We start from the raw sequence: 25,674 nt of genomic DNA, 5'->3' as shown, positions 1-25,674 counted from the left end.
GCCGCTCGTCTACCCGCTACCGGCGAGCCCGAACGGAGCCCGCCCGCGTGCGCGAGGCCACAGCAACGTCGCACCGGCCGCGAGTTGCGCTGTGGCGCGTGCATGTCGCGCGGTGGGTGTACGAGCTCGCCGCGGGGCGGGCTGGGCGCCGAGGGGACGTGCGCCGCCAGACCCCGCGCAGCAGGTGCAGCCCGACTCGCGGGCGCCAGACTCCGACTCGCGGGTGGGTGGCCTCGACTCGCGGGTGGGAGGGCACGACTCGCGGCTTGACAAAGCCCCCACCCGACCCAGATTGTGAGCGCTAACAACGCCGTCGACGGAAAGAGTGCACAGTGGCCACTCCGCACCCCCCGCAGAGCGCCGTCACCGTCGGGATCGATTTCGGCACCCTGTCCGGACGCGCGGTGGTGGTCCGGGTCTCCGACGGCGCCGAGCTCGCCAGTGCCGTGCACGCCTACTCCCACGGGGTCGTGGACCGCACCCTGCCCGCCACCGGCGCGACGTTGCCGCCGGACTGGGCATTGCAGATGCCGGGAGACTGGATCGAGGTGCTGAAGGTCGCCGTGCCCGAAGCCGTCGCCGCGGCGGGCGTGGACGCCCGGGACGTCATCGGCATCGCGACCGACTTCACCGCCTCCACCGTGCTGCCGACCCTCACCGACGGCACGCCGCTCTGCGAGCTCCCCGAGCTGATCGACCGCCCGCACGCCTACCCGAAGCTGTGGAAGCACCACGCCGCGCAGGGCCAGGCCGACCGGATCAACCAGGTGGCGCAGGAGCGCGGCGAGTCCTGGCTCGCCCGCTACGGCGGCCGGATCTCCAGCGAGTGGGAGTTCGCGAAGGCGCTGCAGCTGCTGGAGGAGGACCCGGAGGTCTACGCCCGCACGCAGCGCTGGGTCGAGGCCGCCGACTGGATCGTCTGGCGCCTGTCCGGCACCTACGTCCGCGACGCGTGCGTCGTCGGCTACAAGGGCATCTACCAGGACGGGAAGCACCCCGACCGGGAGTACCTCGCCGCCCTCAACCCCGAGTTCGCCGGCTTCGTCGACGACAAGCTCGACCACCCGATCGCCCAGCTCGGCGAGCGTGCCGGCGGGCTCACCGCCGAAGCGGCCGCCTGGACGGGGCTCCCGGAGGGCATCGCGGTGGCCGTCGGCAACCTCGACGCGCACGCCACCGTGCCGGCCGCGCAGGCGCTCGACCCCGGTCAGATGGTCGCGATCATGGGCACCTCCACCTGCCACGTGATGGTCTCCGACCAGCTCGGCGAGGTGCCCGGTATGTGCGGCGTCGTCGACGGCGGCGTCGTCACCGGGCTGTGGGGCTACGAGGCCGGCCAGAGCGGGGTCGGGGACATCTTCGGCTGGTTCGTCGACACGTCCGTCCCGCCGGAGTACCACCGGCGTGCGGCCGAGCGCGGCGTCGACGTCCACGACCTGCTCACGGAGCTGGCCGCCGCGCAGGAGGTCGGCGAGCACGGGCTCGTCGCCCTGGACTGGCACTCCGGCAACCGGTCGGTGCTCGTGGACCACGAGCTGTCCGGCGTGGTCGTCGGCCAGACCCTGGCCACCCGGCCCGAGGACACCTACCGCGCCCTGCTGGAGGCTACCGCCTTCGGCACGCGCACGATCATCGAGGCGTTCGAGGCCTCCGGCGTGCCGGTGCGCGAGCTCGTGGTGGCAGGCGGGCTGCTGAAGAACCGCTTCCTCATGCAGGTCTACGCCGACGTGTGCGACATGCCGCTCTCGACGATCGTGTCCGAGCAGGGCCCGGCGCTGGGCGCCGCCATCCACGCCGCCGTCGCCGCCGGCGCGTACCCGGACGTGCGCGCCGCGTCCGCCGCGATGGGCGGGCTGGACCGGGCCGCCTACACCCCCGACCCCGAGCGCGCCCGCGCCTACGACGCGCTCTACGGCGAGTACCGGCGCCTGCACGACCACTTCGGACGAGGAGAGAACGATGTACTGCACCGGTTGCGCGCGATCCGGCGGGAAGCGGTGAAGGGCAAGTGAGCTCCGTGATCCCCGAATCCGCGAAGGCGGCCGTCGACGAGCTGCGCGAGCGCGTCTCCGACCTGCACGCCGAGCTGGTCCGCTACGGCCTCGTCGTCTGGACCGCGGGCAACGTCTCCGCCCGCGTCCCCGGGCACGACCTCATGGTCATCAAGCCCAGCGGTGTGTCCTACGACGACCTGTCCGCCGACCGCATGGTCGTCTGCGACCTGCACGGCCGCCTCGTCGAGGGCGAGCACTCCCCCTCCAGCGACACCGAGGCCCACGCCCACGTCTACCGGCACATGCCCGAGGTCGGTGGCGTCGTGCACACGCACTCCAACTACGCGAGCGCGTGGGCGGCCCTGGGCGAGCCGATCCCCTGCGTGCTCACGGCGATGGCCGACGAGTTCGGCGGCCCGATCCCGCTCGGCCCGTTCGCCCGCATCGGCGACGACGCGATCGGCCGCGGCATCGTCGACACGCTCACCGGCCACCGCTCCCGCGCGGTGATCATGAAGAACCACGGCGTGTTCTCGATCGGCCCGGACGCGAAGGCCGCGGTCAAGGCCGCCGCGATGTGCGAGGACGTCGCGAAGTCGACGTTCATCGCCCGCCAGATGGGCCCGCTCGTGCCGATCCCGCAGGACGACGTGGACGCGCTCTACGACCGCTACCAGAACGTGTACGGCCAGCAGGGGGGCGCCTCATGAGCGAGCTTGCGAGCGAATCAATGTCACAGCACCTTCGCGTAGCGCCGGCCGAGCGCAGCGAGGCCGAGTGATGCGCGCACAGGTCTGGTTCCTGACCGGCAGCCAGGGGCTCTACGGCGACGAGACGCTGGCGCAGGTCGCGCAGCAGTCGCAGGAGATCGCGAAGGAGCTCGGCGCGGCGCTGCCGGTCGAGCTCGCCTGGAAGCCGGTGCTCACGAGCTCCGAGGGCATCCACCGCGTGATGCTCGCGGCGAACGCCGACCCCGACTGCCTCGGCGTCATCGCGTGGATGCACACCTTCTCCCCGGCCCGCATGTGGATCCACGGGCTCGACGCGTTGGCGAAGCCGCTGCTGCACCTGCACACGCAGGCCAACCAGGCGCTGCCGTGGTCGACCATCGACATGGACTTCATGAACCTGAACCAGGCCGCCCACGGCGACCGGGAGTTCGGGTACATCCAGGCCCGGCTCGGGGTCGTCCGCAAGGTCGTCGCCGGGCACGTCGCGAACACGGACGTGCAGCGCAAGATCGCGGCGTGGTCGCGCGCGGCGAAGGGCTGGGCGGAGATCCGCTCGCTGAAGCTCGCCCGCTTCGGCGACACCATGCGCGACGTCGCCGTCACCGAGGGGGACCGCACGGAGGCGCAGTGGCGCTGGGGCGTCACCGTCAACGGCTACGCCGTCACCGACCTCGCCGAGGCCGTGCACGCGAGCCTGGACACCGAGGTCGACCGGCTCGTCGCCGAGTACGAGGAACGCTACGACGTCGACGCGCCGCTGCGCCGCGGCGGGGAGCGCCACGAGTCGCTGCGCTACGGGGCGCGGATCGAGCTGGGCCTGCGCGCCATGCTCGAGCACACCGGCGCGAAGGCGTTCACCAGCAACTTCGAGGACCTCGGCGCGCTGCGCCAGCTCCCCGGCCTCGCCGTGCAGCGGCTGATGGCCGACGGCTACGGCTTCGCGGGCGAGGGCGACTGGAAGACCGCCGCGCTGCTGCGCACGCTCAAGGTCGCCGCCGAGGGCCTGCCCGGCGGCACCTCGTTCATGGAGGACTACACCTACCACCTGGGCCCGGGCACCCCGAAGATCCTGGGTGCGCACATGCTCGAGGTCTGCCCGACGATCGCGGCCGCCACCCCGCGCATCGAGATCCACCCGCTGGGCATCGGCGGCCGTGAGGACCCGGTGCGCATGGTGTTCGACACCGCCCCGGGCGCCGGCTTCGTCGTCGGCATGTCCGACATGGGCGATCGCTTCCGGCTGGTGCTCAACGAGATCGACGTGGTGCCCGCGGACGAGCCGCTGCCGAACCTCCCGGTCGCGCGCGCGGTGTGGGAGCCCCGGCCCGACCTGGCGACCTCCGCCGAGGCGTGGATCACGGCAGGCGGCCCCCACCACACCGTGCTCTCCACGGCGCTCACCACGGACGAGGTCGCCGACCTCGCCGAGTTCGCCCGCACCGAGCTGGTCGTGATCGACGCCGACACGCAGGTGCGCCGGTTCCAGCAGGAGCTGCGCTGGAACCAGGCGTACTTCCGGCTGGCCGGGGGCCTGTAGGAACAGGGGCCCCTGTAGAAACATGACCATGGACGTGATGTGGCTGCGCAGCAGCGCGCTCGAGGTCGGCGTGATCGCCTACGGCGCCCGTATCGTCTCGGTCCGCACCCCGGACCGTGACGGGCAGTGGGGCGAGGTGACGCTCGGGCTGTCCGACCTGGACGCGTACCGGGAGGCGCCGGGCTACCTCGGCGCCAGCGTGGGCCGCTACGCCAACCGGATCGCCGGCGCGCGCTTCACCCTCGACGGCGTGGAGCACCGGATCCCGCCGAACGAGGGGGAGAACGCCCTGCACGGCGGCCCGGGCGGCTTCGACGCCGCCGAGTGGAGCACCGACGGGGTGGACGGGTCGTCGGTGACGCTCCGCCACACCAGTCCCGACGGGGAGAACGGGTTCCCGGGCACGCTCGAGGTCGCCGCGACCTTCAGCGTCGAAGGGCCGGAGCTCTCGATCACCTACACCGCCACCACGGACGCTGCGACGGTGCTCAGCCTGACCAACCACGCCTACTGGAACCTCGCAGGCGGCGGTACCGCGGAGGACCACGAGGTGCAGTTGCACGCCGGGCACGTGCTGCCGGTGGGCGACGACTCGTTGCCCACCGGTCCGCCGGTACCGGTGGACGGCACCCCGCTGGACTTCCGCTCCCCCGCGCGCCTCGGTGCGCGGATCCGGGACGCGCACCCGCTGCTGGTCAACGTGCGCGGCTACGACCACGCCTACGTCCTCGAGGGCCCCGCGGGCGAGCTCCGGGCGGCCGCCCGGGTGGTGGAGCCGCGCACCGGACGCACCATGGAGCTGCGCACCGACCAGCCCAGCGTGCAGTTCTACGCCGGCAACATGCTGAACGGCACGCTGGTGCTGGGCGAGGGCAGCACGGCCCGCCAGGGCGACGCGTTCTGCTTGGAAGCGCAGAACTTCCCCGACGCGCCGAACCACCCGGACTACCCGTCCGCGGTGCTGCGCCCCGGCGAGGAGTTCCGCTGCCGGATGGTCTTCACCTTCGGCGCCGAGTAAGCACCGGCGTAGCGACGCTGGTGCAGCGGCGGCACGGACGGGGCTCGCGGGGCCCGCTGCGGCGTCCGCTACCGTTCGGCCGATCGGATGGCTGTAGGGGGAAATTGTGGAGCGTGGCGACCTGATCGCCGGGCGATACCGCCTCGAGGCCGAGATCGGCCCCGGCGGGAAGGGCGGCGTGTGGCGCGCCACCGAGCAGGGGTCGAACGCCACGGTGGAGCTGCGACGCGTACGGCTGCCGATGGCGCCCGCGAAGCGGGAACGCGCCCGCGAGCAGCTGCGCGCCGACGCCGGGCTCGCCTCACTGCTGGACCACCCGAACATCGCCCCGGTGCACGGCCTGGTGCAGCACGACGGCGAGCTGTGGCTCGCCACGCGGTACGTGGCGGCGCCGAGCCTGGCCGACCTCACGGCCACCGGCCCGCTGCCCCCGCACCAGGCGGCCGCGATCGGCGCGCAGGCGGCCGGGGCGCTGGCCTTCGCGCATTCGCCGGCACTGCGGATCGTGCACCGGGCCGTGGCACCGCGCAACGTCCTCGTCGGCGGTGGCGACCGCATGACGCTCACCGGTTTCGGCTCCGGTGACCGCGGCGCCCCGGACGTCGAGGCCTATGTCGCCCCCGAGGTGGCCAACGGGCTCGAGCCCGGCCCGCAGGCCGATGTCTTCTCGCTCGGCGCCACGCTCTACGCGGCGGTGGAGGGGCGACCGCCGTGGGGTGAGGGCGACCCCGGCCAGACCCGCACGGCGGCGATGCGGGGGATCGTGGAACCGCCGCGCCGGGCCGGGGCGCTCGGCCCCGTGCTGGCGAGCATGCTGGAGAGCAGGCCGCGCGAGCGGCCCACGGCTGCCGAGGCCGCCCAGATGCTCACCGAGGTGGCGCGCACCTCGCCCGCCGACGCGCGGGGCGAGGGCGCCGGCGGCAGGCGGTGGCTGTGGATCGCGGCCGCCGCGGTGGTCGTGGTCGTGGCGGCGGGCCTGTTGGTCTGGCCGCGCCTCGGGCCCACGACGGTCGAGGCGACCGGGCCCGGCCCCACCCTCGGCGACCCCGCCACTGCCGCGCCGTGTTCGATGCTGAACCCCGAGTGGTTCGAGCGGTTCGGCAAGCCCATCCTGGAGACCGATGGCGGCGGCTTCGAACGCTGCGACGTGTACATCGAGTCCGGACCGGACCGTGCCGTCGCGCGGCTGCAGTTCACCGCGGCCGGCGAGGTGCTGCCCGAGGGCGTGCCCGAGGAGCGCAACGGCCTGGTGATCGTGCGGAGCGCACCCGTCAACGGCGAGTGCGTCCGCACGCTGCGGCTGTCCGACGGCAACGACGTCCGCGTCTCGGGCCAGCTCCTGCTGGGCCCGGCTCCCGACCCCTGTGCGGTCGCGGACGTCGCCACCGACGGCGCGCTCGCGATGCTCGCCCGCGGTCCGGTGCCCCGACGCCCGGCGCCGTTCGACACCGGGTCGCTGGCCACGGTCGACGCCTGCGGGCTGCTCGACCGGGCCGCCGTCGCGAAGGTCCCGGGCCTGGAGACCGTCGAGCCCGACCCGGGTTTCGCGAGTTGGGACTGCGACTGGGAGAACGTGGCCACCGGAGCGGCCATCGATATCGCCTACGACCGCGACGAGGGGATCAAGCCCGACGCCGGCACCCCGAGGAGGATCGCGGGGCACGATGCCGCCATCCGACCGGACGAGGACCGCGCCGGGTGCGACGTCACGATCCTGCACCGTCCCTACACCGAGCCGGGCGGGAATCCGGCGGACGAACTGCTGCTCGTGAAGGTCGACCACCCCGTGCCGATCCCGGACCCGTGCGCGCAGGCCATCGAGATCGCCGAGGTCGCCGTGGACCGCCTGCCCGCTGTGCCCTGACCCTGGAACTAGGGGGTGCAGCGCCGCGGTGCGGTCATCACCGCACGCGGAAGATCGCCACGACGTGCGGTGCACCGACAACTGGCTCCCGCGCCGGCGGCCGCGGATTGGTCCCCTGAGCCGACGCCCCAGTGGTCCCCTGTCGAGGACCACTGTGGCGCCACGCTGGAGCCATGTCGCTCTCGCTCTCCCCGAGGACCGCCGGTCGCTCGGTCCCGCTCGCCCTGGGCGCCCTCGCGATGGCGAGCGTCGGAGGCAGCGTCGCCGTGTCCGCCGAGCTGGGTGACGCGCCGCTGTTCACCTCCCAGGCCGTGCGCTACGCCGTCGCCGTCCTGCTGCTGATCGGGCTCGCCCGCGTCACCGGGAATCGCGTGACCTCGCCCCGGGGCGCCGAGTGGCTCTGGCTCGCCGGGGTGGCCGCGGTCGGGCTCGTGCTGTTCAACGTCGCGCTCGTCCGCGGTGCCGCGCACGCCGAGCCCGCGGCACTCGGCGTGGCGGTGGCGTGCGTGCCCGTCGTCCTCGCGCTCGTCGGACCGCTGCTGGAGGGCGAGCGGCCGACGGCGCGGGCGGTGCTCGTGGCCGCCGTCGTCACCGCGGGCGCGCTGGTGGTCCAGGGCGGCGGCCGCACCGACCTCGCCGGGCTCGGCTGGGCGGCCACCGTGCTGGCCTGCGAGGTCGGGTTCACCCTGCTCGCGGTCCCCGTGCTGCGCAGGCTCGGTCCGTGGAGCGTGTCGGTGCACACCTGCTGGATCGCGACCGCGCAACTCCTCGTGCTGAGCGCCGCCACCGAAGGGCCCGCCGCCGTGACGACGCTGCGCGCCCCGCACCTGCTGGCGATCGCCTACCTGGCAGTGGTGCTCACCGCCATCGCGTTCGTCCTCTGGTACTCGGCGGTCGGCCGGCTGGGCACCGCCCTGGCCGGCCTGCTCACCGGGGTGGCGCCGGTGGCCGCGGCCGTCGCCGGGGTGCTGCTGGGCACCGCGATCCCCGGGCCGGCGGTGTGGACGGGAACGGCGATCGTGGTGGCTGGACTGCTCGCGGGTGTCCACCTCACCCCGCACCGTCGCTGATCACAATGCCCGCCGCCGCGGAAACAGGCACTATGGGGTGAGCGAGGGGGCTGAGGGGGCTCCGTCACGATGACGGGTGTTGTGGGGGATTCGATGAAGGTCGTGTTGTTCTGCGGCGGGTACGGGATGCGGATGCGGGACGGGGTGTCCGATCTGCCCAAGCCGATGCATCCGGTGGGCCCGCGGCCGTTGATCTGGCACGTGATGCGCTACTACGCGCATTTCGGGCATACCGATTTCGTGCTCTGCCTGGGGTATGGGGCGCATCACATCAAGGACTTCTTCCTGAGCTACTCCGAGACCGCGTCGAACGACTTCGTGTTGCGTGGCGGGGACGTGGAGCTGCTGGGCAGCGACATCTCGGACTGGACGATCACGTTCGTGCACACCGGTGTGGATTCGCCGATCGGGGAGCGGTTGCGGCGCGTGCGCAGGCACGTGGAGGGCGAGGAGATGTTCCTGGCCAACTACGCCGACGTGCTGACGGACCTGCCGTTGAACTCGATGGTCGAGCGGTTCCGGCGTTCGTCGGCGGTGGGGGCGTTGCTGGCCGTACCGCCGCAATCCGCCTTCCACTGCGTTGACGTGGACGACGACGGGCTCGTCTCCAGGATCTCGACGTTGCAGGAGATGGCGCTGTGGGAGAACGGGGGCTATTTCGTGCTGCGGCCGGAGGTCTTCGACTACCTCCCGCCGGGCGGGGACCTGGTCGCCGACGCGTGCCTACCGTTGGCGAAGGAGGGTCGATTGCAGGGCTACCAGCACCGCGGGTTCTGGCAGCCGGCCGACACGCTCAAGGAGCGCAGCTCCCTCGAAGCGGCCTACCAGGCCGGGAACCGGCCGTGGATGGTCTGGGAGAACGCCGCGGACGACGTCGAGCACGACCTCGAGGACGAACGGCTGCAGGCCGCGGTCGCCGCCTTCCGCTGAAGGCGCCGGCGCGGGGTCCGGCGGACCCCACGAGGCGACGGCACACACCGAGCCGGGACCGCGCACACCGCGGGCGCTCTGCGCGGTCCCGAGACGGTGTGTGCGGTCAGACGCCGAGCAGGTCGTGCAGCGCCGTCTCGCCGGCTGCCGTCCGTCGTACCGCTCGGTCGCCTTCGCGGCGAGTGATCCAGCCGTTGCGCTCCAGTTGCGCGCACAGGTGCGCGCCGGCCTGCCCCGCGAGGTGCGAGCGGCGCTCGGTCCAGTCCAGGCACGGGCGGGCCACCGGCCGCCGGGACCGGGCGGGGACGAAACCCAGCTCCGTGGCGAACCAGTCGAGCCCGGTGGAGGTGAGCGCGAACCCGCCCGCGCGGTCGAGCAGCCCGCGGGCGCCCAGGGAATCGGTGATCGCGACGCCGAGCCGGCCGGCGAGGTGGTCGTAGCAGGTGCGGGCCTCGGCCAGCGCCGCTGCCGCCCGCACCGCGCGCAACCCGACCGGCGCCGCCTGCGCGGGGGTGGCGAATGCCGCCATGTCCTCGACCAGCTGCGCGACCTGTGGCGAGGCCAGCTGCACGTACCGGTGCCGCCCCTGACGGCGCTCGACGAGCAGTCCGCCGGCGACCAACCGCCCGAGGTGCTCGCTCGCCGTCGACGGGGCCACCCCGGCCACGCCGGCCAGCTCGCTCGCCGTCCACGCCCGCCCGTCGAGCAGGGCGACGCAGAACCGCGCGCGCGTCCGGTCGGCGAGCAGGGCCGCGAGCTCGGCGAGGGCGACTGCGGTCATGACCCGATCCTCCCGCAACCACGGTTCGGGCTGCTCCGAACCGATCCCCCCGGACCGTGGCCGGAGGGAGGCGCCCGGCACCCGGCACGCACGGTGGCGGCCGGGGCGGGGTCCGGGCGCGGGCTGGGGAGGGGCCTAGGACGCGACGCGGCTGCGTTCGGCGTCGTAGCTGCGGCGCGCCATGTCGGCGATGCCGTGGATCACACAGGGCCATGGCGTGGTGGGCAGCCCGGTGCCGCCCTTGGTGCAGGTGCGGCAGCGGCCGGCACGGTCGGGCACGTGCTGGGCGAGCAGGCGCTGCCAGACCTCGACCATCGGTGCGAGCTCGGCGGCCACCCGCTGCTGTTCGAGCACCGGGCCATCGGGCTCGGGCGCCACAGCCGGCCCGTCGACCGGCCGCGGACCTGCGACCGCACGGTCGAGTGCCAGGCCGCTCACGTGCGCCGAGCCGCGGCTCGCCCCCCAGGAGTAACTCATCGGCATCCCCCGTTCGCTGCGCGCCATCCGGTCGGGTGGCGCTCGTCGCACCCTGATCGTGTCCCTCCGAGCTTGCATCCGCAAGTGCCAGTGCATGAGCATCTGCACGTGCAACTCGCTTCAACGGACATCTGCAGGGACGCCCACAGAACCACCCAGTGGGCCATCACCTGGCGCAAGAGCACGGCGAGCAACCCCAGCGGCAACTGTGTTGAGCTGGCAGAACTCGCCGACGGAGACATCGCGCTGCGCAACTCGCGGTTCCCGACCGGCCCCGTGCTGGTCGGGACCCGCGACGCGGTGGCGGCTTTCCTGCGCGCCGCCCGTAGCGGAGAGTTCGACGATCTGGGAGGCTGACGCGCATCTGCGCACGCTTGCCGTTCGTGCGGATGCACGGCAGAGTGACTGTTCTCACTACGCTGTGCAGCGAGTACGACCGAATGAGCAGGACCAGTCGCACACTTCCGGGGGAGCCCATGACCGCCGTGCCCGACGACGCGGAAGCCGAACCGTTCGGCCGGTCCGTCATCGACCCGGTCTCGGCCCCGGCGCTCAAGGGGCCCGTCACCGGTCCCACGGTGCTCCGCATCGGCCTCGGCGGTGCGCTGCGGCGCAAGCGCGAGGCCGCGGGCGTCACCCGGGAGCGCGCGGGCGAGGCGATCCGCGCGTCACCCGCCAAGATCAGCCGGCTGGAGCTGGGGCGCGTCGGGTTCAAGGAACGCGACGTCGCCGACCTGCTCACGGCCTACGGCGTGCAGGACCCGGCCGAGCGCGCCGAGTTCCTCGACCTCGCCCGTCAGGCCAACACACCCGGCTGGTGGCACCGCTACTCGGACCTGCTGCCCAGCTGGTTCGAGACCTACCTCGGCCTGGAGCAGGCCGCGGCGGTCATCAGGAACTACGAGCTCCAGTTCGTTCCGGGGCTGCTCCAGACGCGCGACTACGCGCGCGCCGTCACGATGCTGGGGCACAGCGACCCGGTCGAGGTGGAGCGCCGGGTGGAGCTGCGGATGCAGCGCCAGGAGCTGCTCATCGGTCCCACCCCGCCCACGCTGTGGGCCGTGGTCGACGAGGCGGCCCTGCGCCGGTCGCTGCTCGGGCCCGCGCAGTCCCGTGAGCAGATCAACCACCTCATCGAGATGAACGAGCTCCCGCAGATCTCGCTGCAGGTGGCGCCCTTCTCCTACGGCGGCCATGCCGCGGCCGGCGGCCCGTTCGCGATCCTGCGCTTCGCCGAACCCGACTTGCCCGACATCGTCTACCTCGAGCAGCTGACGAGCGCGCTGTACCTGGACAAGCGCGCCGACGTGGAGCACTACGCGGCGGTCATGGACCGGCTGTGCGCGCAGGTGGAGCCGCCGGACCGCACCACCAAGATCCTCACCGCGATCCGCGACGAAATCTAGTGCCCCCCGCCGGAAGTCTCCCGGGTGTGTCGGGCCGGCGGGCGCTGGGGCGTTCCCGCTGAGGCGCAAGTTGGCCTCGCCGCTGCCCCCGCGGCACGGGCTCGATCCGGTCCGGCTGCGCACACCCGTGGCATCCCCCGAGGGGCCGCCGTGGGCCACGATGCGCGACCACCTGGTCGAGCGGCTGCCCCGCGTCGACCCGGCCCGCATCGACGCCATGCTGCGCGAGGAGCGCATCGTCGGCGTCGACGGCCCGATCGGCCCGGACGCACCGTTCGTGCCGGAGTCGTTCCTGTGGTTCCACCGGGACCTTCCCGACGAGGTCGCGGTGCCGTTCGGGATCGGCATCGTGCACCGCGACGATGATCTCCTCGTCGTCGACAAGCCACATTTCCTGGCGACGATCCCGCGCGGGCGCCACATCCTCGAGACCGCGCTCGTGCGCCTTCGGCGCGAGTTGGACCTGCCCGCGCTGTCCCCCGCCCACCGGCTGGACCGGGTCACCGCGGGCCTGCTGATGTTCGTGGTGCGCCCGGAGCGGCGCGGCGCCTACCAGACGCTGTTCCGCGACCGGCGGGTCCGCAAGACCTACGAGGCGGTGGCCCGGCACGACCCCGGCCTCGAGCTCCCCCGCACGGTGCGCAGCCGGATCGTCAAGGAGCGCGGCGTGATCCGCGCGTACGAGGAGCCGGGAGCGCCCAACGCCGTCACGCACGTCGAGCTGCTCGCGCACCGAGACGGCCTCGCCCACTACCGGCTCGTCCCCGAGAGCGGGCGCACTCACCAGCTGCGCCTGCACATGAGCGGTCTCGGCGTCCCCCTGCTCGGCGACGACTTCTACCCCGTGCTCACCGACCGCCCCCTCGACGACTTCCGCCGCCCGTTGCAGCTGCTCGCCACGGAGCTGGAGTTCCAGGACCCCGTCAGCGGGCAGCAACGCCGGTTCCGCACCCGCCTGCAGCTGCAGGCCTGGACGTCCTACGCCGACTGGGCCTCCCACTAGCTGGACGCGGGGGCACGGGACCGCACACACCTTCCGGTCTCGGCACAGACCTCGGGGCCCGTGTGCGGAGGGGTGGCTGTGTGTGCGGCGGGCGGTGATCGCCGAATCGGCGCGTTTCCCGACGGATCCGGTCGGCTTTCGCGCCGATCTGACGATCATGGATGGTGCAGCGTGACCCCGGAGCGCGGTCGTGCTGCGAATCCGAGCCCGACCTTGAGATGCTTGCGGGCATGACAGCGCTGCGACCAGGCGGACGCACGGCCCCGACGCTCGAGTCGGTGGCCGCGCTCGCCGGCGTGTCCCGGGCGACCGCGGGGCGGGTGCTCGCCGGATCACCGAACGTGGGGCAACAGGCACGGGAGGCCGTGCTGGCGGCCGCCGACGAGCTGTCCTACGTCACCAACCGGGCCGCCCGCTCCCTGATGACGCGCCGGAGCGACTCGATCGCCTTCGTCGTGGCCGAGTCCGAGGAGCGGTTCTTCGCCGACCCGTACTTCGCGCTCGTCCTGCGCGGCGCACACACGACGGTGGCCGAGCACGACGTACAGCTGGTCTTCACCGTCCTGGCCGGCGAGAAGGACCGCGAACGCTTCGAGCGCTTCGCCCGCGGCGGCCACCTCGACGGCGTGATCTTCGTGTCGCTGCACGGCGACGACCCGCTCCCGGGCAGGCTGCAGGCGGCCGGGATCCCGGTGATCCTGGCCGGTCGGCCGTTCGCGGCGACCAGCACGATCCCCTACGTGTCGGCCGACAACGTCGGTGGCGCCCGGTCGGCCGTGCGGCTGCTCGTCGACAAGGGTCGGCGCCGGCTCGCGACGATCACCGGCCCGATGGACATGACCCCCTCGATCGACCGGCTCGCGGGCTACGAGGCGGAGCTCGCGGCCCACGATCTGCGCAGCTACGGCGTCGCGGAGGGTGACTTCTCGATGGCAGGCGGCCGCGACGCGATGGCGCAGCTGCTGGCCGGCGACGTCGCCCTCGACGGGCTCTTCGTCGCCAACGACCTGATGGCGCTCGGCGCGCTGCAGGTGCTCGCCGAGTCCGGGCACCGCGTCCCGCAGGACGTGGCCGTCGTCGGCTTCGACGACTCCCCCCTCGGCGCCTCGGCCCGGCCGGCGATCACCTCGGTCCGCCAGCCCATCATCGCCATGGGCCAGGCGCTCGCCGGCCGCCTGCTCGCCGGCATCGACAGCGGCGAGCCGCAGGAGCCGGTGGTGATGGGCACCGAGATCGTCCTCCGCGATTCCGCGTAGTCGGCCTCCGCTCCGCTCCGGCGGGCTTGCGGGCCCGCTCCTGTACCGCGACCGCGCTCGGAACACGACTCCGTTACGTCCTGAGAGCGCTCTCTTGACAGGAGCTCTCCCGATCGGGACCCTCCGAGGGAGTCGTGAGAGCGCTCTCACCGTTATGGAGGATCAATGCAGACCCCACGGAGAACGGCGGTCGCCACGGCCGTCGTCGCCACGAGCAGCTTGCTGCTGCTCGCCGCCTGCGGCGGCTCGGATGGCACCGGTGACACCGGTCCCGCCCCCGGCGAGCCCGTCGAGATCTCGGTCGGCCTGTTCGGCACGATGGGCTTCGAGGAGGCCGGACTGTTCGACGAGTACGAGCAGCTCAACCCGGGCGTGACGATCCGGTACGAGTCCACCCAGGGCGAGACGAACTACTGGCCCGCGCTGCAGACCCGGCTCGCGTCGGGCACGGGCGTGGCCGACGTCCAGGGCATCGAGGTGGCGCGCATCGCCGACGTCACCACGAACCAGCCGGACATGTGGACCGACCTCCGGGAGACCCCCGCGGGCGAGGCCCTCGACGGCTACCTCGAGTGGAAGAGCGACGCCGCCACCACCGACGACGGCGCGGTGCTCGGCCTCGGCACCGACATCGGGCCGATGGCCATCTGCTACCGCCAGGACCTGCTCGGCCAGGCCGGGCTGCCCACCGACCCCGCCGCGCTGGCCGCCGAGATGCCCGACTGGAACGGGTTCCTCGCGCTCGGCGAGCGCTACCAGGCCAACGCCCCGGAGGGCAACGCCTGGCACGACTCCGCGGGCGGCCTGTTCAACGCGATCATCTCGCAGGAGAGCGAGCTCTACTCGAACGCCGCGGGCGAGCCGGTCTACGACACCAACCCGGTCATCCGCTCCGCCTTCGACACCGCGGCCCGCGCCGGCCAGAACGGCCTCACCGCGCGCCTCGAGCAGTACCTCGACCCGGCGTGGGACCAGGGCTTCGCCTCCGGCTCCTTCGCCACGATCGCCTGCCCGTCCTGGATGATGGGCTACATCAAGGGCAAGGCGGGCGACGCCGGCTCGGGTCAGTGGAACATCACCACCCTGCCCGGCGGTGCCGGCGGCAACTGGGGCGGTTCCTACCTCGGCATTCCCGCGGTGAGCGAGCACAAGGACGCGGCAGGCCGGCTGATCGCCTGGCTCACCGCCCCCGAGCAGCAGGAGCGCGTCTTCCGCGAGGTGGCCAACTTCCCGTCGCGCACCGCGGCGCTCGAGTCGGTCTCCGACGCCACCGACCCGTACTTCTCGGACGCCCCGATCGGCAAGATCTTCTCCGAGTCCGCGGAGAGCGCGCCGGTACAGACGATGGGCGCGAACGACGGGGCCATCGAGGAGGCCATCGTGCAGGCCCTGCTGTCGGTCGAGACCACCGGCGCGAGCCCCGAGCAGGCCTGGAGCAGCGCCGTCGACACGATCTCCAACCAGATCGGCTGACGGATGTCCCTGCAGGTCGACCGTCCGGTCCCCGGGGAGCGCACGCCGCCCCCGGGGGCCGGGTCCCCACCTCGGTCGCACTGGCGCTCCCGGCTGTACCGCTGGGAGGGCCGGTCGGCTCCCTACGTCTACGTCGCGCCGTTCTTCCTGGCGTTCGGCGCGTTCGGGCTGTTTCCGCTGCTCTACACGGCGTGGATCAGCTTGCACTCCTACCGGCTCGGCAGCCGGATGCGCTGGAACGGGCTCGACAACTTCGCCTGGCTGTTCGCCAACCCCGACTTCTACAACTCGCTGTGGAAGACGTTCACGATCGGCGTCCTGTCGACCGTGCCGCAGCTGCTGATGGCGCTGGGCCTGGCCCACCTGCTCAACTACAAGCTGCGCGGCCGGACGTTCCTGCGCATCGCGATGCTCATGCCCTACGCCACGTCGGTCGCCGCCGCCACCCTGGTGTTCGCGCTGATCTTCGGACGCGACCAGGGCCTGGTGAACGGCCTCATCGGGCTCGTCGGCATCGAGCCGATCGACTGGCGCAACGGCGACTGGACCGCCCAGATCGCGATCTCCGTGATCGTGATCTGGCACTGGACCGGCTACAACGCCCTGATCTACCTCGCAGGCATGCAGTCGATCTCCAAGGACCTCTACGAGGCCGCGGCGATCGACGGGGCGAGCCACTGGCGCCAGTTCCTGCACGTCACGATCCCCGGCCTGCGCCCGACGATCATGTTCACGATCATCGTGTCGACGATCGGGGCCAGCCAGCTGTTCGCCGAGCCGTTGCTGTTCGGCGGCGGCACACCGAACGGCGGATCGGTGAACCAGTACCAGACGCTCGGGCTGTTCATGTACGAGCAGGGCTGGCACTACGGGCAGCTCGGGCGCGCGGCCACCGTCGCCTGGGTGATGTTCGTCCTGATCATCGTGCTCGTCCTGGTCAACACGCGGCTCTCGCGCAGGCGCCGCGCCGCAGGAGAGGACCTGCTCTCGTGACGATCGTCGACGAACGCACCGCCGCGGCACCCGCGTCGCCACCGGCGCGGCTGCGGCCCCGCCGGGAGTCGGGCGGGGACAACGAGCGCGCCGGCTGGGTGGTCTACACCATCCTCGGCATCACCACCCTGGTGTTCATCGCGCCCTTCTACTACATGCTCGTCGCGGCGAGCAGACCGATGGCCGAGATGAACGTCTTCCCGCCCCCGCTGCTGCCCGGCGACGACCTGTTCACCAACATCGCCACGGCGATGGGGCAGCAGAACATCGGGCTCGCGCTGTGGAACTCGCTGGTGGTCTCGGCCACCATCACCGTCGCCACGGTGCTGCTGTGCACGCTGGCCGGGTTCGCGTTCGGCAAGCTGCGGTTCCGGGGCCGGAACGTGTTGTTCGGCCTCACGCTGGGCACGATGATGATCCCACCGACGCTCGCGGTCGTGCCGCTGTACTCGATCATGGCCGACCTGGGGCTCGCCGGCACGCTGCCCTCGGTGATCCTGCCGTCGCTGGTCACCGCGTTCGGTGTGTTCTTCATGCGGCAGTACCTCGTGCAGTCGCTGCCCGACGAGCTGCTGGAGGCGGCGCGGATGGACGGGGCCACCTCCCTGCGCACGTTCTGGAGCGTCGTGCTGCCGATCGCCCGCCCGGGCGCCGCGGTGCTCGCGATGCTCACGTTCATGACGGCGTGGAACGACTTCTTCTGGCCCGTCATCACCCTCAACTCGACGAACCCGACCGTCCAGGTGGCACTGAACAACCTCGGCAGCGGCTACGTGCCTGACACCGCGGTGATCATGGCCGGCACCCTCGTCGGCACGTTGCCCGTGCTCGTGGTGTTCGTGCTGCTCGGACGCCAGATCGTGGGCGGAATCATGGCCGGGGCCGTGAAGGGCTGAGCCCTCTCCGATCCACGTTCACACCAACGGAAGGACGATCTTGACCACCACGCAGGCAGCACCGTCGACCGATGCGCTGCAGTTCCCACAGGGGTTCCTGTGGGGATCCGCGACGGCCGCGTACCAGATCGAGGGCGCCGTCGCCGAGGGCGGGCGCACCCCGTCGATCTGGGACACCTACTCGCACACGCCGGGACGCGTCGTACGGGGAGAGACCGGCGACGTCGCGGACGACCACTACCACCGGTTCCGCGAGGACGTCGCGCTGATGGCGCGGCTGGGGCTCACCTCCTACCGGTTCTCGGTGTCGTGGCCGCGGATCACGCCGCAGGTCACCCCCGACACGCTGGGGCCGGTCAACCCGGAGGGCGTCGCCTTCTACTCCGACCTGGTCGACGAACTGCTCGCGCACGGGATCAGCCCCTCGATCACCCTGTACCACTGGGACCTCCCGCAGGCCCTCGAGGACGCCGGTGGCTGGGCCGAGCGGCGCACCGCCGAGCGGTTCGGGGAGTACGCCGAGGTCGTCGCGGCGGCGCTGGGCGACCGGGTGCCCCTGTTCATCACCCTCAACGAGCCGTGGTGCAGCGCCTACCTCGGCTACGCCAGCGGCGTGCACGCACCGGGCCGTACCGAACCGGCCGCCGCCCTCGCGGCGGTGCACCACCTCAACCTCGCCCACGGGCTCGCGAACGCGGCGATCCGCCGCGCCGCCCCCTCGGCGCGGGTGGCGACCACGCTGAACCTCGCCTGGGTGCGGCCGGAGAAGCCCGACTCCGTGCTGGACACCGAGGCCGCGCGCCGGGTCGACGGCCTGCAGAACCGGGTCTTCCTCGACCCGGTGCTGCGCGGCACCTACCCCGCCGACGTGCAGGCCGACACCGCGGGCGTCACGGACTGGTCGTTCGTGCGCGACGGCGACCTCGAGGTGATCTCGGCCCCGATCGATGTGCTGGGCGTGAACTACTACTCCCCCACCCCGGTGCGGCACTGGACGCGGGAGCGCCCGAAGGAGAACGCCGACGGCCACGGCGACGGCACCGCCAGCCCGTGGATCGCCTGCGACGACGTCGAGTTCCCGACCCAGCACGGCCGCAAGACCGACATGGGCTGGAGCATCGACCCGCGCGGGCTCACCGAGCTGCTGCTGCGAGTGGCCCGGGAAGCGCCCGGCCTGGAGATCATGGTCACCGAGAACGGGTCGGCGTTCCCGGACACGGTGAACGACGAGGGCCGCATCGTCGACAGCGACCGGATCGCGTACCTGCGCACCCACCTCGCCGCCGTGCACGAGGCGATCGAGGCGGGCGCACCGGTGACCGGCTACTACGTCTGGTCGCTGCTGGACAACTTCGAGTGGGCGTGGGGTTACTCGAAGCGTTTCGGGATCGTCCACGTGGACTACGAGACGCAGGTCAGAACGCTGAAGGACAGCGCGCTGTACTACGCCGACGTGATCCGGCGAAACGCTGTGCCGCGGTAGAACGACTCCTTCCTGGACGGACCCCGGCCGTGGCGACGGCCGGGGTAGTCTTGTCACCGGTCGTCCGGCCGGCATGATCCATACCGAAGCGGAGGTCGGGGTGCGGCTCGGAGACGAGAACGATCTCCCCGACGAGGGCGCAACCGACAACCCCGCGGCCTCGCCCCACGAGAACGAGGGTCCCCTCGACCTCGCGGCGCTGCGGGCCGACGACGAGTTCGTCGAACTGCTCGGCGCCGGCCTCGTCGCCCCGCGCTCCGTGTCCCCCGCCGGCCGCGGCACCGACGACGAGCTCGTCGCGATGCTCGCCGCCTGGGTGTCCGAGGTGCGCCCCGACGCCGCTGGCTCCGCCTCGACCTCGGCCCACGGCGCGTCGACCACCGACGACGACACCACCGTGGGCGAGCGGGTCTCCGGCGCCGCGGCACGGGGCACCGCCGGCGCTGTCGTCGCCGGGCCGCTGGGGATCGGCGCCACCGCCGGCCCGGACGAGCGCGTCGTCGAGCCCGCGGAGGACCACCCGGCCGGCGCCGGTCCCGTCGTGGCGGCCTCGGCCGCCGCCGTCCCGCTGCGCGGGCGGCACCGGGCCATCACGGGCCCCTACGCCCGCCGCCTCGCCGTGGCCGCCGCCCTCGTCGTGTTGGCCTCGTCCGGCACGGCCGCCGCCGCGTCCGACGCCGAGCCGGGCGGCGTGCTGTGGCCCGTCTCGAAGGTCTTCTACGCCGAGCGTGCGCGTTCGGTGGAGGCCGCCATCCAGGTGAACTCGCACCTCGAGCACGCCCGCAGCGCGCTGCGCGAGGGGCGCGCCGACGAGGCCGCCCGGGAGATCGCGGGGGCCGCCGCGCAGCTGCCCGTCGTACGTCCGGACGAGGGCCGCGACGAGCTCACCCAGGCCCAGCAGCAGCTCCTCGACGCCATCAACGGCGCTCCCCACGGCGACGAGCCCCGTGACCCGGGCACCCCGCAGACGTCCTCCCCGCAGCCCGACGACGAGAGCGTGCTGGCCGCCCCCGGTCCCCAGGGTGAGTTGCCTCCCGGCATCCCCGCACCGCCCGACGCCCAGGCCGCGCCGGACGGCGAGGCGCCCGGTAGCCCCGGTCAGCCGGGCACGGACCCCGGCACCGAGCCCGGCACTCCCGGCGAGCCCGGACCGGGCACCGAGCCCGAGCCGGCGGGAGAACCCGACCCTGGCCTGCCGCCGGCCGAGGACGTGCCCGCTCCTCCGTCGGGCTCCGACGGCACCGAGGACGGCGCGAACGACAACCCCGACCCCGGCGACGAGACACCCGCCCAGGACGAGGACGACGCGCCCGCGCCGCAGCCCGATGGCGACGAGGACTCCGAGGGCGCCGAGGAACCCACCGCGGCCGAGGACGACGCACCCACCGCTGACAGCGGCTCCGACGACTCCACGAGTTCCGACTCGGGCTCCGATTCCAACTCGGGCTCCGACTCGGGCTCCGATTCCAACTCGGGCTCCGACTCGGGCTCCGATTCCAACTCGGGCTCCGACTCGGGCTCCGATTCCAACTCGGGCTCGGACTCGGGCTCCGGAAACTCGGGCGGCGATTCCGGTGAGGCGGAACCGGCACCGCAGGCAGACGGTGGCGAGGCGGCGGAGACGACCGACGAGGACGCCGACACCGGTGGGGCGAGCAGCGCCCGGACCGCACCGGCCCCGGCGGCCGGCGACGGCCCCGCGTCGGGCGACACGGCAGAAGGCACCCCCGAGGGCACCGCGGGCGACACCACCGAGGAGCCCTCCAGCTCCAGCGACCCGGACGACGACTCCGGGGAAGACACGTCGGGCGACGACACGTCCTCCAGCAGGGACTCCGACGACAGCAGCTCCGACGACAGCAGCAGCTCCGGTGAGAGGTCCTCCACCGGAGATGATGACTCCGACGACAGCTCGAACGAGTCCGGCGGGGACAGCGACTCCGACGGCGGGGACAGCGGGTCCAGCGACTCCGAGAGCAGCGACTCCGAGAGCAGCGACTCCGAGAGCAGCGACTCCGAGACCAGCGACTCCGAGACCAGCGACTCCGAGACCAGCGACTCCGAGACCAGCAGCTCGGGCGACGACGACTCGGACGATGACGACTCCGGCGGCTCGTTGATCTCCCACGTCACCGACACGCTGTCGTCCGCGGTCAAGGCCCTCATCGGGAGCTGATCCGCATTCAGCGGAACGCTCCGCCGTCCGTGATCGGTGCGAGAAGCGGCCGGGCTGCTGCGCAACGGCGTGATCACCGATTCGGCACAGGAACGGCCGTATCCGGCCGCTCCTGTGCCGAGCTGGCGATCACGGCGGTGGAGCGTTCTGGACAGCCCACAGAAGTCAGGGTGGCGGTGGGTCCTGCACCGCCGGGGGGCGTCGGCGGGAGACCGCTACCAGCACCGTGCTGCGCGTGGTCGAGACGTTGTGCAGTGTCACCACGTCCAAACCGACGAACCACAGGACGGCGCCGGTGCCGAACGCGCGCCGGCCGCCTGCCCGGCACTCCACGACGAGTTCCCCCTCCTCGACCGCCACGAGGGCGTCGCGCCACTCCTGCTCGTCGTACGGGTGCGAGGCACCGGGCGCGATCGTGACGACCCGTTGCGCGAACGACGGGCCCGGTGGGCGGTGGCGGAACGTGGCCGCGCCCTCAGCGCACATCCGCCGGCCCCGTCCCCGCGCCGCCGTCTTCCCGCCGGCACCTCTCCACCCGTGCGGAGCGGACCGCACGGTCACCGCCTTGCGTCGCGCCCATCGCTGCTGCCATGCCGGATCTGACCGGCCGGGGGCCCGGAACTCATCGTCGGCCGGGCTCGCTCTCGTCCAGGTGCAGCCGCAGCATGGCCGCCGCCGCCCAGGCGGGCGGGCGTCCACGAAGGGACACCAGCACCATCGTCGCGAACGCGAGCGGCACCGACCACAGCGCAGGCCTGCCGAGCAGGATCGCCGCGAGGCCGGGCGGGGCGCCGAGGAACAGGTCGACACCGATCACGCCTGCGGACGCGAGCAGGCCGGTCACCATGCCCACGATCGCGCCCTGCGCGGTGAGCCCTCGCCACCAGATCCCGAGCACGAGCAACGGGCAGAACGTGGAGGCCGCCACCGCGAACGCGGAGGTCACCAGCACGCCGACGTCGACCCGGCCCGCGGGCAACGCGAGCAGGACCACGCCGAGCGCCGCGACGAGCGGGGTGAACCGCAGCCGGCGCAGCGTGCCCGGCACCAGATCGTGCGACAGCGCACCGGACACGGCGAGCAGCAGCCCGAGCGAGGTGGCGAGGAACGCCGCGAAGGCGCCCGCGGTGAGCAGCGCCGTGAACGCCGTGCCCACCGGTCCGGAGTCGACCCGGGCCGGGAGCGCCACGACCACGGTGTCCGTGGCGCCCGAGAGGTACAGCTCCGGCAGCAGCGCCGCTCCGAGCAGCCCGTACACGGCGGGGAACAGGTAGAACACCCCCAGCATGCCGACGGTGATCGCGGCCGTGCGCCGCGCGCCGCGCCCGTCCGGGCTGGTGTGGAAGCGGATGAGGATGTGCGGCAGCCCCATCGTCCCCAGCACGGTGGCCACGAGCACCGACCACGTGGCGAGCACCGGGTACCCGCCCGGGTCCAGGAGCGGGCGCGACCAGTCCGCGCCCCCGGGCGGTCCGGCCCCGACGTGCGGGACACCCGTGCCCGCGCCGAACACCCACGTCTGTCCCGCCTCCACCGGGTACTCGCCCGGCGCCAGCTGCCGCTCGATGCCCCCGGGCACCGTCACGCGCGTCGGCTCGGTGATCGTGAGGTCCAGATCCAGCTCGAACTGCACCGGGGTGTCGACCTCGAACCGGCTGAACTCCACGGGGGTGAGCGCGTCGCGGCGGGTGTCCGGCCCGACCTGCAGCACCAGCCAGACCGCGGGCACGATGAACAACACCAGCTTGAGGACGAACTGGAACGCCTGCACGTAGGTGGCCGCACGCATGCCGCCCAGGGCCAGCGTGACGCTCACCGCGGCCCCGGCGATCACCACCCCGACCCAGTACGGGCTGCCGCTGACCACCCCGAGCACCTGCCCTGCCGCGGTGAACTGCGGCACCAGGTAGAGGTACCCGATCACCAGCACCACCGCGGCCGACAGCTTCCGCAGCGCCGGTGAGCCCAACCGCGCCTCCGCGAAGTCGGGCACCGTCAGGGCTCCGGTGCGGCGCATCGGCGCGGCCACGAGCGCGAGCATCGCCACGTAGCCCGCCGCGAAACCGACCGCGTACCAGAGGGAACCGACACCGTCCTTGAGGACGAGGCCCGCGATCCCGAGGAACGACGCCGCCGAGAGGTACTCGCCGGACACGGCGGCCGCGTTGACAGCCGGGGAGATCCGCCGCGACGCGACCAGGAAGTCCGAGGTCGTGCGCATGGCGGCGACGCCACGTGCTCCGATCAGGAGGGTGACCAGCAGGACCGGGACGATCGCGAAGATCACGGGCGCGCTCGGCGGCGGTGCGGCTGGTGCCCCTCCGCACGGGGGCGCTCGGCGCGCTCGGCCGAGCGCAGCTGCCAGCTCGCCAGCAGCACCAGCAGCGGGTAGGGCAGCACGGCGACCGCGATCCAGGAGACGGGGACCCCCGCCACGCGCACGTCGTCGAGCCCGGGGAGCCCGGCGAGCAGCAGCGGCAGCCCGAGCAGCAGCGCGGCCAGCAGGCCGAGCACGACGAGCGCGTACCGCAGCTGCACGTGGTGGATCCGGCGGGCACGCTCCGCGTCGGCCGGGGCGAGGTGCGGTGGAGCGGCCGGCGCGCCGGTGCGACGCCCGGCGAGCGCCACCCGGGTCTGCGGGCTGGTGACCGCGACGCGCCGCTGGTGCCTCACCGGGCCGCCCGCCCGCCCGGCGGCTCGAACGCCCCGCGCGTGGCGGCCTCGAGCAGATGTTCGCGCAGCTCCCGGGAGTGGCGCCGGCTCACCGGCACGTCGCCGACGTCGGTGTGGGCGAGCAGTCCCCCGGACAGGTCGCTGCGCAGCTCCCGGACCGCGGGCACGGCCAGCAGGTAGCTGCGGTGCACCCGGCTGAACCCGGCGTGCTGCCAGTGCTCCTCCAGCCGCGAGATCGGTATCCGCACCAGGTGCGCGCCCGTCGGGGTGTGCAGCCGCACGTAGTCGCCCTGCGCCTCGACGAAGCGGACGTCGTCGCGCCGGACGAACCGGGTGCGCCCGGCCAGCTCGACCGGCACCGCGGCGAGGGCGTCGACCGGCGCGGGTGCCGGCGCGGTGTCCGGGGCGGAGAACCGCCTGACGCGGGTGAGTGCCGCGGCGAGCCGCTCCGCGCTGACGGGCTTGAGCAGGTAGTCCACGGCGCCGATCCCGTACGCCGACGCCGCGTGCTCCTCGTAGGCGGTGACGAAGACGACCATCGGCGGATCGGTCATCCGGGCGAGCAGCGATGCCAGTTCCAAGCCGTTCATCCCCGGCATCGAGATGTCCAGGAACACCACGTCGAACGGGCCCGCCTGGATCAGCCTCAGCGCGGTGATCGGGTCTCCCGCCTCGGCGACGTCCCCGACCTGCGGGGATGCCCGCAACAACCGCACGAGCTCCACCAGCGCCGGCGCGACGTCGTCGACGGCGAGCACCCGCAACGGCCGCGTCATGCGACCACCACACCCGGTTGGAAGCGCGGCAGCCGCAGCAGCACCCGTGTGCCCGCACCCTCAGCGGTCTCGATGACGAGCCCGTACCCGGCGCCGAAGACGGTGCGCAGCCTGCGGTCGACGTTGACCAGCCCGAGCCCGGCACCGGAGCAGTTGCCCGCGAGCACGGCGGCGGCGTACTCCGGGGCCATGCCGGGCCCGTCGTCCTCGACCGCGATCAGGCACTCCGTGCCGTCCGCCTCACCGCTGACCTGGACCAGCCCGCTGCCGCCGGGCAGCTCCACGCCGTGCCGCACGGCGTTCTCCACCAGGGGTTGCAGGGCCAGGTAGGGCAACGCGACCGGCAGGATCTCCGGTGCGATCCGTATCTGCACCTTCAACCGCTCCCCGAGCACTGCCCTCGCCAGCGCGAGGTAGGCCTCGATCGCCCGGAACTCGCCCTCCACGGTGGTGTACTCGCCGTAGCGCGCCAGGCTGTGGCGGGTGTACTCGGCGAAGTCCAGCATCAGGTCCCGCGACCGCTCCGGGTCGGACTCCACGAACGAGGCGATCGCCGTGAGGCTGTTGTAGACGAAGTGCGGGGAGATCTCCGCGCGCAGCGCCCGCAGCTCGGCCTGCTCCGCCACGTGCGCCGACTCCTCCAGGCGCGCACGCTCGAGCGCCTCCCCCACCCACAGGGCCGCCTCGCGCGCGGAGGCCGCCGGAACCGGGCCGGCGACGACGAGCACGCCCGCGAGCTCGTCGCGCGCGTGCACCGGCAACGCGACCGTGCCCGCCGCACCCGCGCGGGCATCGGTGCGCAGCACACCCTCCGCGAGCCCCTCGGCCGCGACGACATCCGCCGGACGCCCCGCCCAGACCAGCCCGCCGTGCAGCCCACCCAACGCCACCGCCTCGACCTCGAGCAGGCGGCGCAGGCCCCGCGCTGCCGCGATGGCGTCCGGTCCGCCGATCCCACCGCGCAGGCTGGCCGCGATCCGGCGCCCTTCGGCCAGCGTGCCCATCGCGCCGCCCTTCCTGCGCGCAGGGGCCACCGCGCGTGCGGAAGCAGCAGTCGTGTCCGCCGGCCCCTGCGTCGTCCCGTCCTCGGGTTCACCTGCCGCGCCGCGACGCCCCCAACGCCACCTGCGACGGGAA

At 73.1% G+C, this 25,674-nt stretch carries 23 protein-coding genes; 16 read left to right on the top strand and 7 right to left on the bottom strand.

What is annotated here, in order from left to right:
- Positions 1–332: 332 nt before the first annotated feature.
- From araB to CFP66_RS15390, 7 genes are all read left to right on the top strand, one after another.
- A complete protein-coding gene (gene araB / locus CFP66_RS15420) occupies positions 333–2,012 on the top strand; it encodes a ribulokinase (protein WP_094924478.1) in 1,680 nt (559 codons plus the stop codon).
- Positions 2,013–2,017: 5 nt separating this feature from the next.
- Complete coding sequence (locus CFP66_RS15415; RefSeq protein ID WP_198961484.1) at positions 2,018–2,704, top strand: L-ribulose-5-phosphate 4-epimerase; 687 nt, start codon at positions 2,018–2,020, stop codon at positions 2,702–2,704.
- 70 nt (positions 2,705–2,774) lie between these two features.
- Positions 2,775–4,262: an L-arabinose isomerase gene (gene araA / locus CFP66_RS15410; RefSeq protein WP_094924474.1), complete on the top strand. Its 1,488-nt coding sequence runs from the start codon at positions 2,775–2,777 to the stop codon at positions 4,260–4,262.
- A 22-nt stretch (positions 4,263–4,284) separates the two neighbouring features.
- On the top strand, positions 4,285–5,280 hold the full coding sequence (locus CFP66_RS15405) for an aldose epimerase family protein (protein WP_094924472.1): 996 nt from the start codon (positions 4,285–4,287) through the stop codon (positions 5,278–5,280).
- 106 nt (positions 5,281–5,386) lie between these two features.
- Entirely contained in the window at positions 5,387–7,144 is a 1,758-nt protein-coding gene (locus CFP66_RS15400; protein ID WP_143517270.1) for a serine/threonine-protein kinase, read from the top strand.
- A gap of 173 nt (positions 7,145–7,317) precedes the next feature.
- The gene (locus CFP66_RS15395; protein WP_094924467.1) at positions 7,318–8,214 is read left to right on the top strand and encodes a DMT family transporter; all 897 of its coding nucleotides are present in this window, start codon (positions 7,318–7,320) and stop codon (positions 8,212–8,214) included.
- Positions 8,215–8,307: 93 nt separating this feature from the next.
- On the top strand, positions 8,308–9,144 hold the full coding sequence (locus tag CFP66_RS15390) for a sugar phosphate nucleotidyltransferase (protein WP_233159451.1): 837 nt from the start codon (positions 8,308–8,310) through the stop codon (positions 9,142–9,144).
- Between the two features lie 106 nt (positions 9,145–9,250).
- Here CFP66_RS15390 and CFP66_RS15385 read toward each other — a convergent pair whose 3' ends face one another.
- Both CFP66_RS15385 and CFP66_RS15380 read right to left on the bottom strand, forming a co-directional pair.
- Complete coding sequence (locus CFP66_RS15385) at positions 9,251–9,925, bottom strand: helix-turn-helix transcriptional regulator (protein WP_094924465.1); 675 nt, start codon at positions 9,923–9,925, stop codon at positions 9,251–9,253.
- Positions 9,926–10,060: 135 nt separating this feature from the next.
- The gene (locus CFP66_RS15380; RefSeq protein ID WP_143517269.1) at positions 10,061–10,402 is read right to left on the bottom strand and encodes a hypothetical protein; all 342 of its coding nucleotides are present in this window, start codon (positions 10,400–10,402) and stop codon (positions 10,061–10,063) included.
- 84 nt (positions 10,403–10,486) lie between these two features.
- Here CFP66_RS15380 and CFP66_RS15375 point away from each other — a divergent pair, with 84 nt between their 5' ends.
- From CFP66_RS15375 to CFP66_RS15335, 9 genes are all read left to right on the top strand, one after another.
- On the top strand, positions 10,487–10,759 hold the full coding sequence (locus CFP66_RS15375) for a DUF397 domain-containing protein (protein WP_369805056.1): 273 nt from the start codon (positions 10,487–10,489) through the stop codon (positions 10,757–10,759).
- 119 nt (positions 10,760–10,878) lie between these two features.
- On the top strand, positions 10,879–11,808 hold the full coding sequence (locus CFP66_RS15370; protein WP_094924461.1) for a helix-turn-helix transcriptional regulator: 930 nt from the start codon (positions 10,879–10,881) through the stop codon (positions 11,806–11,808).
- A 58-nt stretch (positions 11,809–11,866) separates the two neighbouring features.
- Positions 11,867–12,811 (top strand): pseudouridine synthase, encoded by a 945-nt coding sequence (locus CFP66_RS15365; protein ID WP_094924459.1) that lies wholly within the window; start codon positions 11,867–11,869, stop codon positions 12,809–12,811.
- Positions 12,812–13,041: 230 nt separating this feature from the next.
- Positions 13,042–14,067 carry a LacI family DNA-binding transcriptional regulator gene (locus CFP66_RS15360; RefSeq protein ID WP_094924789.1) on the top strand — a complete coding sequence of 342 codons (1,026 nt, stop codon included), beginning with the start codon at positions 13,042–13,044 and terminating at the stop codon, positions 14,065–14,067.
- 165 nt (positions 14,068–14,232) lie between these two features.
- Entirely contained in the window at positions 14,233–15,540 is a 1,308-nt protein-coding gene (locus CFP66_RS15355; protein ID WP_094924457.1) for an extracellular solute-binding protein, read from the top strand.
- 3 nt (positions 15,541–15,543) lie between these two features.
- Positions 15,544–16,533 carry a carbohydrate ABC transporter permease gene (locus CFP66_RS15350; RefSeq protein WP_094924454.1) on the top strand — a complete coding sequence of 330 codons (990 nt, stop codon included), beginning with the start codon at positions 15,544–15,546 and terminating at the stop codon, positions 16,531–16,533.
- Positions 16,530–17,429 carry a carbohydrate ABC transporter permease gene (locus CFP66_RS15345; protein WP_233159450.1) on the top strand — a complete coding sequence of 300 codons (900 nt, stop codon included), beginning with the start codon at positions 16,530–16,532 and terminating at the stop codon, positions 17,427–17,429. Before CFP66_RS15350 ends, CFP66_RS15345 begins: the two co-directional genes overlap by 4 nt.
- A 40-nt stretch (positions 17,430–17,469) precedes the next feature.
- Positions 17,470–18,912, top strand: a complete 1,443-nt coding sequence (locus CFP66_RS15340) for a GH1 family beta-glucosidase (RefSeq protein ID WP_094924451.1) — start codon at positions 17,470–17,472, stop codon at positions 18,910–18,912.
- A 100-nt stretch (positions 18,913–19,012) separates the two neighbouring features.
- Positions 19,013–21,088: a hypothetical protein gene (locus CFP66_RS15335; RefSeq protein ID WP_094924448.1), complete on the top strand. Its 2,076-nt coding sequence runs from the start codon at positions 19,013–19,015 to the stop codon at positions 21,086–21,088.
- A gap of 165 nt (positions 21,089–21,253) precedes the next feature.
- Here CFP66_RS15335 and CFP66_RS15330 read toward each other — a convergent pair whose 3' ends face one another.
- The 5 genes from CFP66_RS15330 to CFP66_RS15310 all read right to left on the bottom strand — a co-directional run bounded on the left by CFP66_RS15330 (position 21,254) and on the right by CFP66_RS15310 (position 25,541).
- Entirely contained in the window at positions 21,254–21,574 is a 321-nt protein-coding gene (locus CFP66_RS15330; RefSeq protein WP_094924445.1) for a hypothetical protein, read from the bottom strand.
- A 136-nt stretch (positions 21,575–21,710) separates the two neighbouring features.
- Complete coding sequence (locus CFP66_RS15325; RefSeq protein WP_233159449.1) at positions 21,711–23,375, bottom strand: cation acetate symporter; 1,665 nt, start codon at positions 23,373–23,375, stop codon at positions 21,711–21,713.
- Complete coding sequence (locus CFP66_RS15320) at positions 23,372–23,761, bottom strand: hypothetical protein (protein WP_094924443.1); 390 nt, start codon at positions 23,759–23,761, stop codon at positions 23,372–23,374. The genes CFP66_RS15325 and CFP66_RS15320 overlap by 4 nt, the downstream gene beginning before the upstream one ends.
- Positions 23,758–24,537, bottom strand: coding sequence for a LytTR family DNA-binding domain-containing protein (locus tag CFP66_RS15315; protein WP_094924441.1), 780 nt, complete (start codon positions 24,535–24,537; stop codon positions 23,758–23,760). The genes CFP66_RS15320 and CFP66_RS15315 overlap by 4 nt, the downstream gene beginning before the upstream one ends.
- Positions 24,534–25,541 (bottom strand): sensor histidine kinase, encoded by a 1,008-nt coding sequence (locus CFP66_RS15310; protein ID WP_094924439.1) that lies wholly within the window; start codon positions 25,539–25,541, stop codon positions 24,534–24,536. The genes CFP66_RS15315 and CFP66_RS15310 overlap by 4 nt, the downstream gene beginning before the upstream one ends.
- Positions 25,542–25,674 lie beyond the last annotated feature (133 nt).

The sequence above is a fragment of the Pseudonocardia sp. MH-G8 genome (assembly GCF_002262885.1).
In the GTDB taxonomy this organism is placed as follows: domain Bacteria; phylum Actinomycetota; class Actinomycetes; order Mycobacteriales; family Pseudonocardiaceae; genus Pseudonocardia.
Note: the sequence above shows the minus strand (reverse complement) of the source record. Positions and strands in the feature narration are given on the sequence as shown.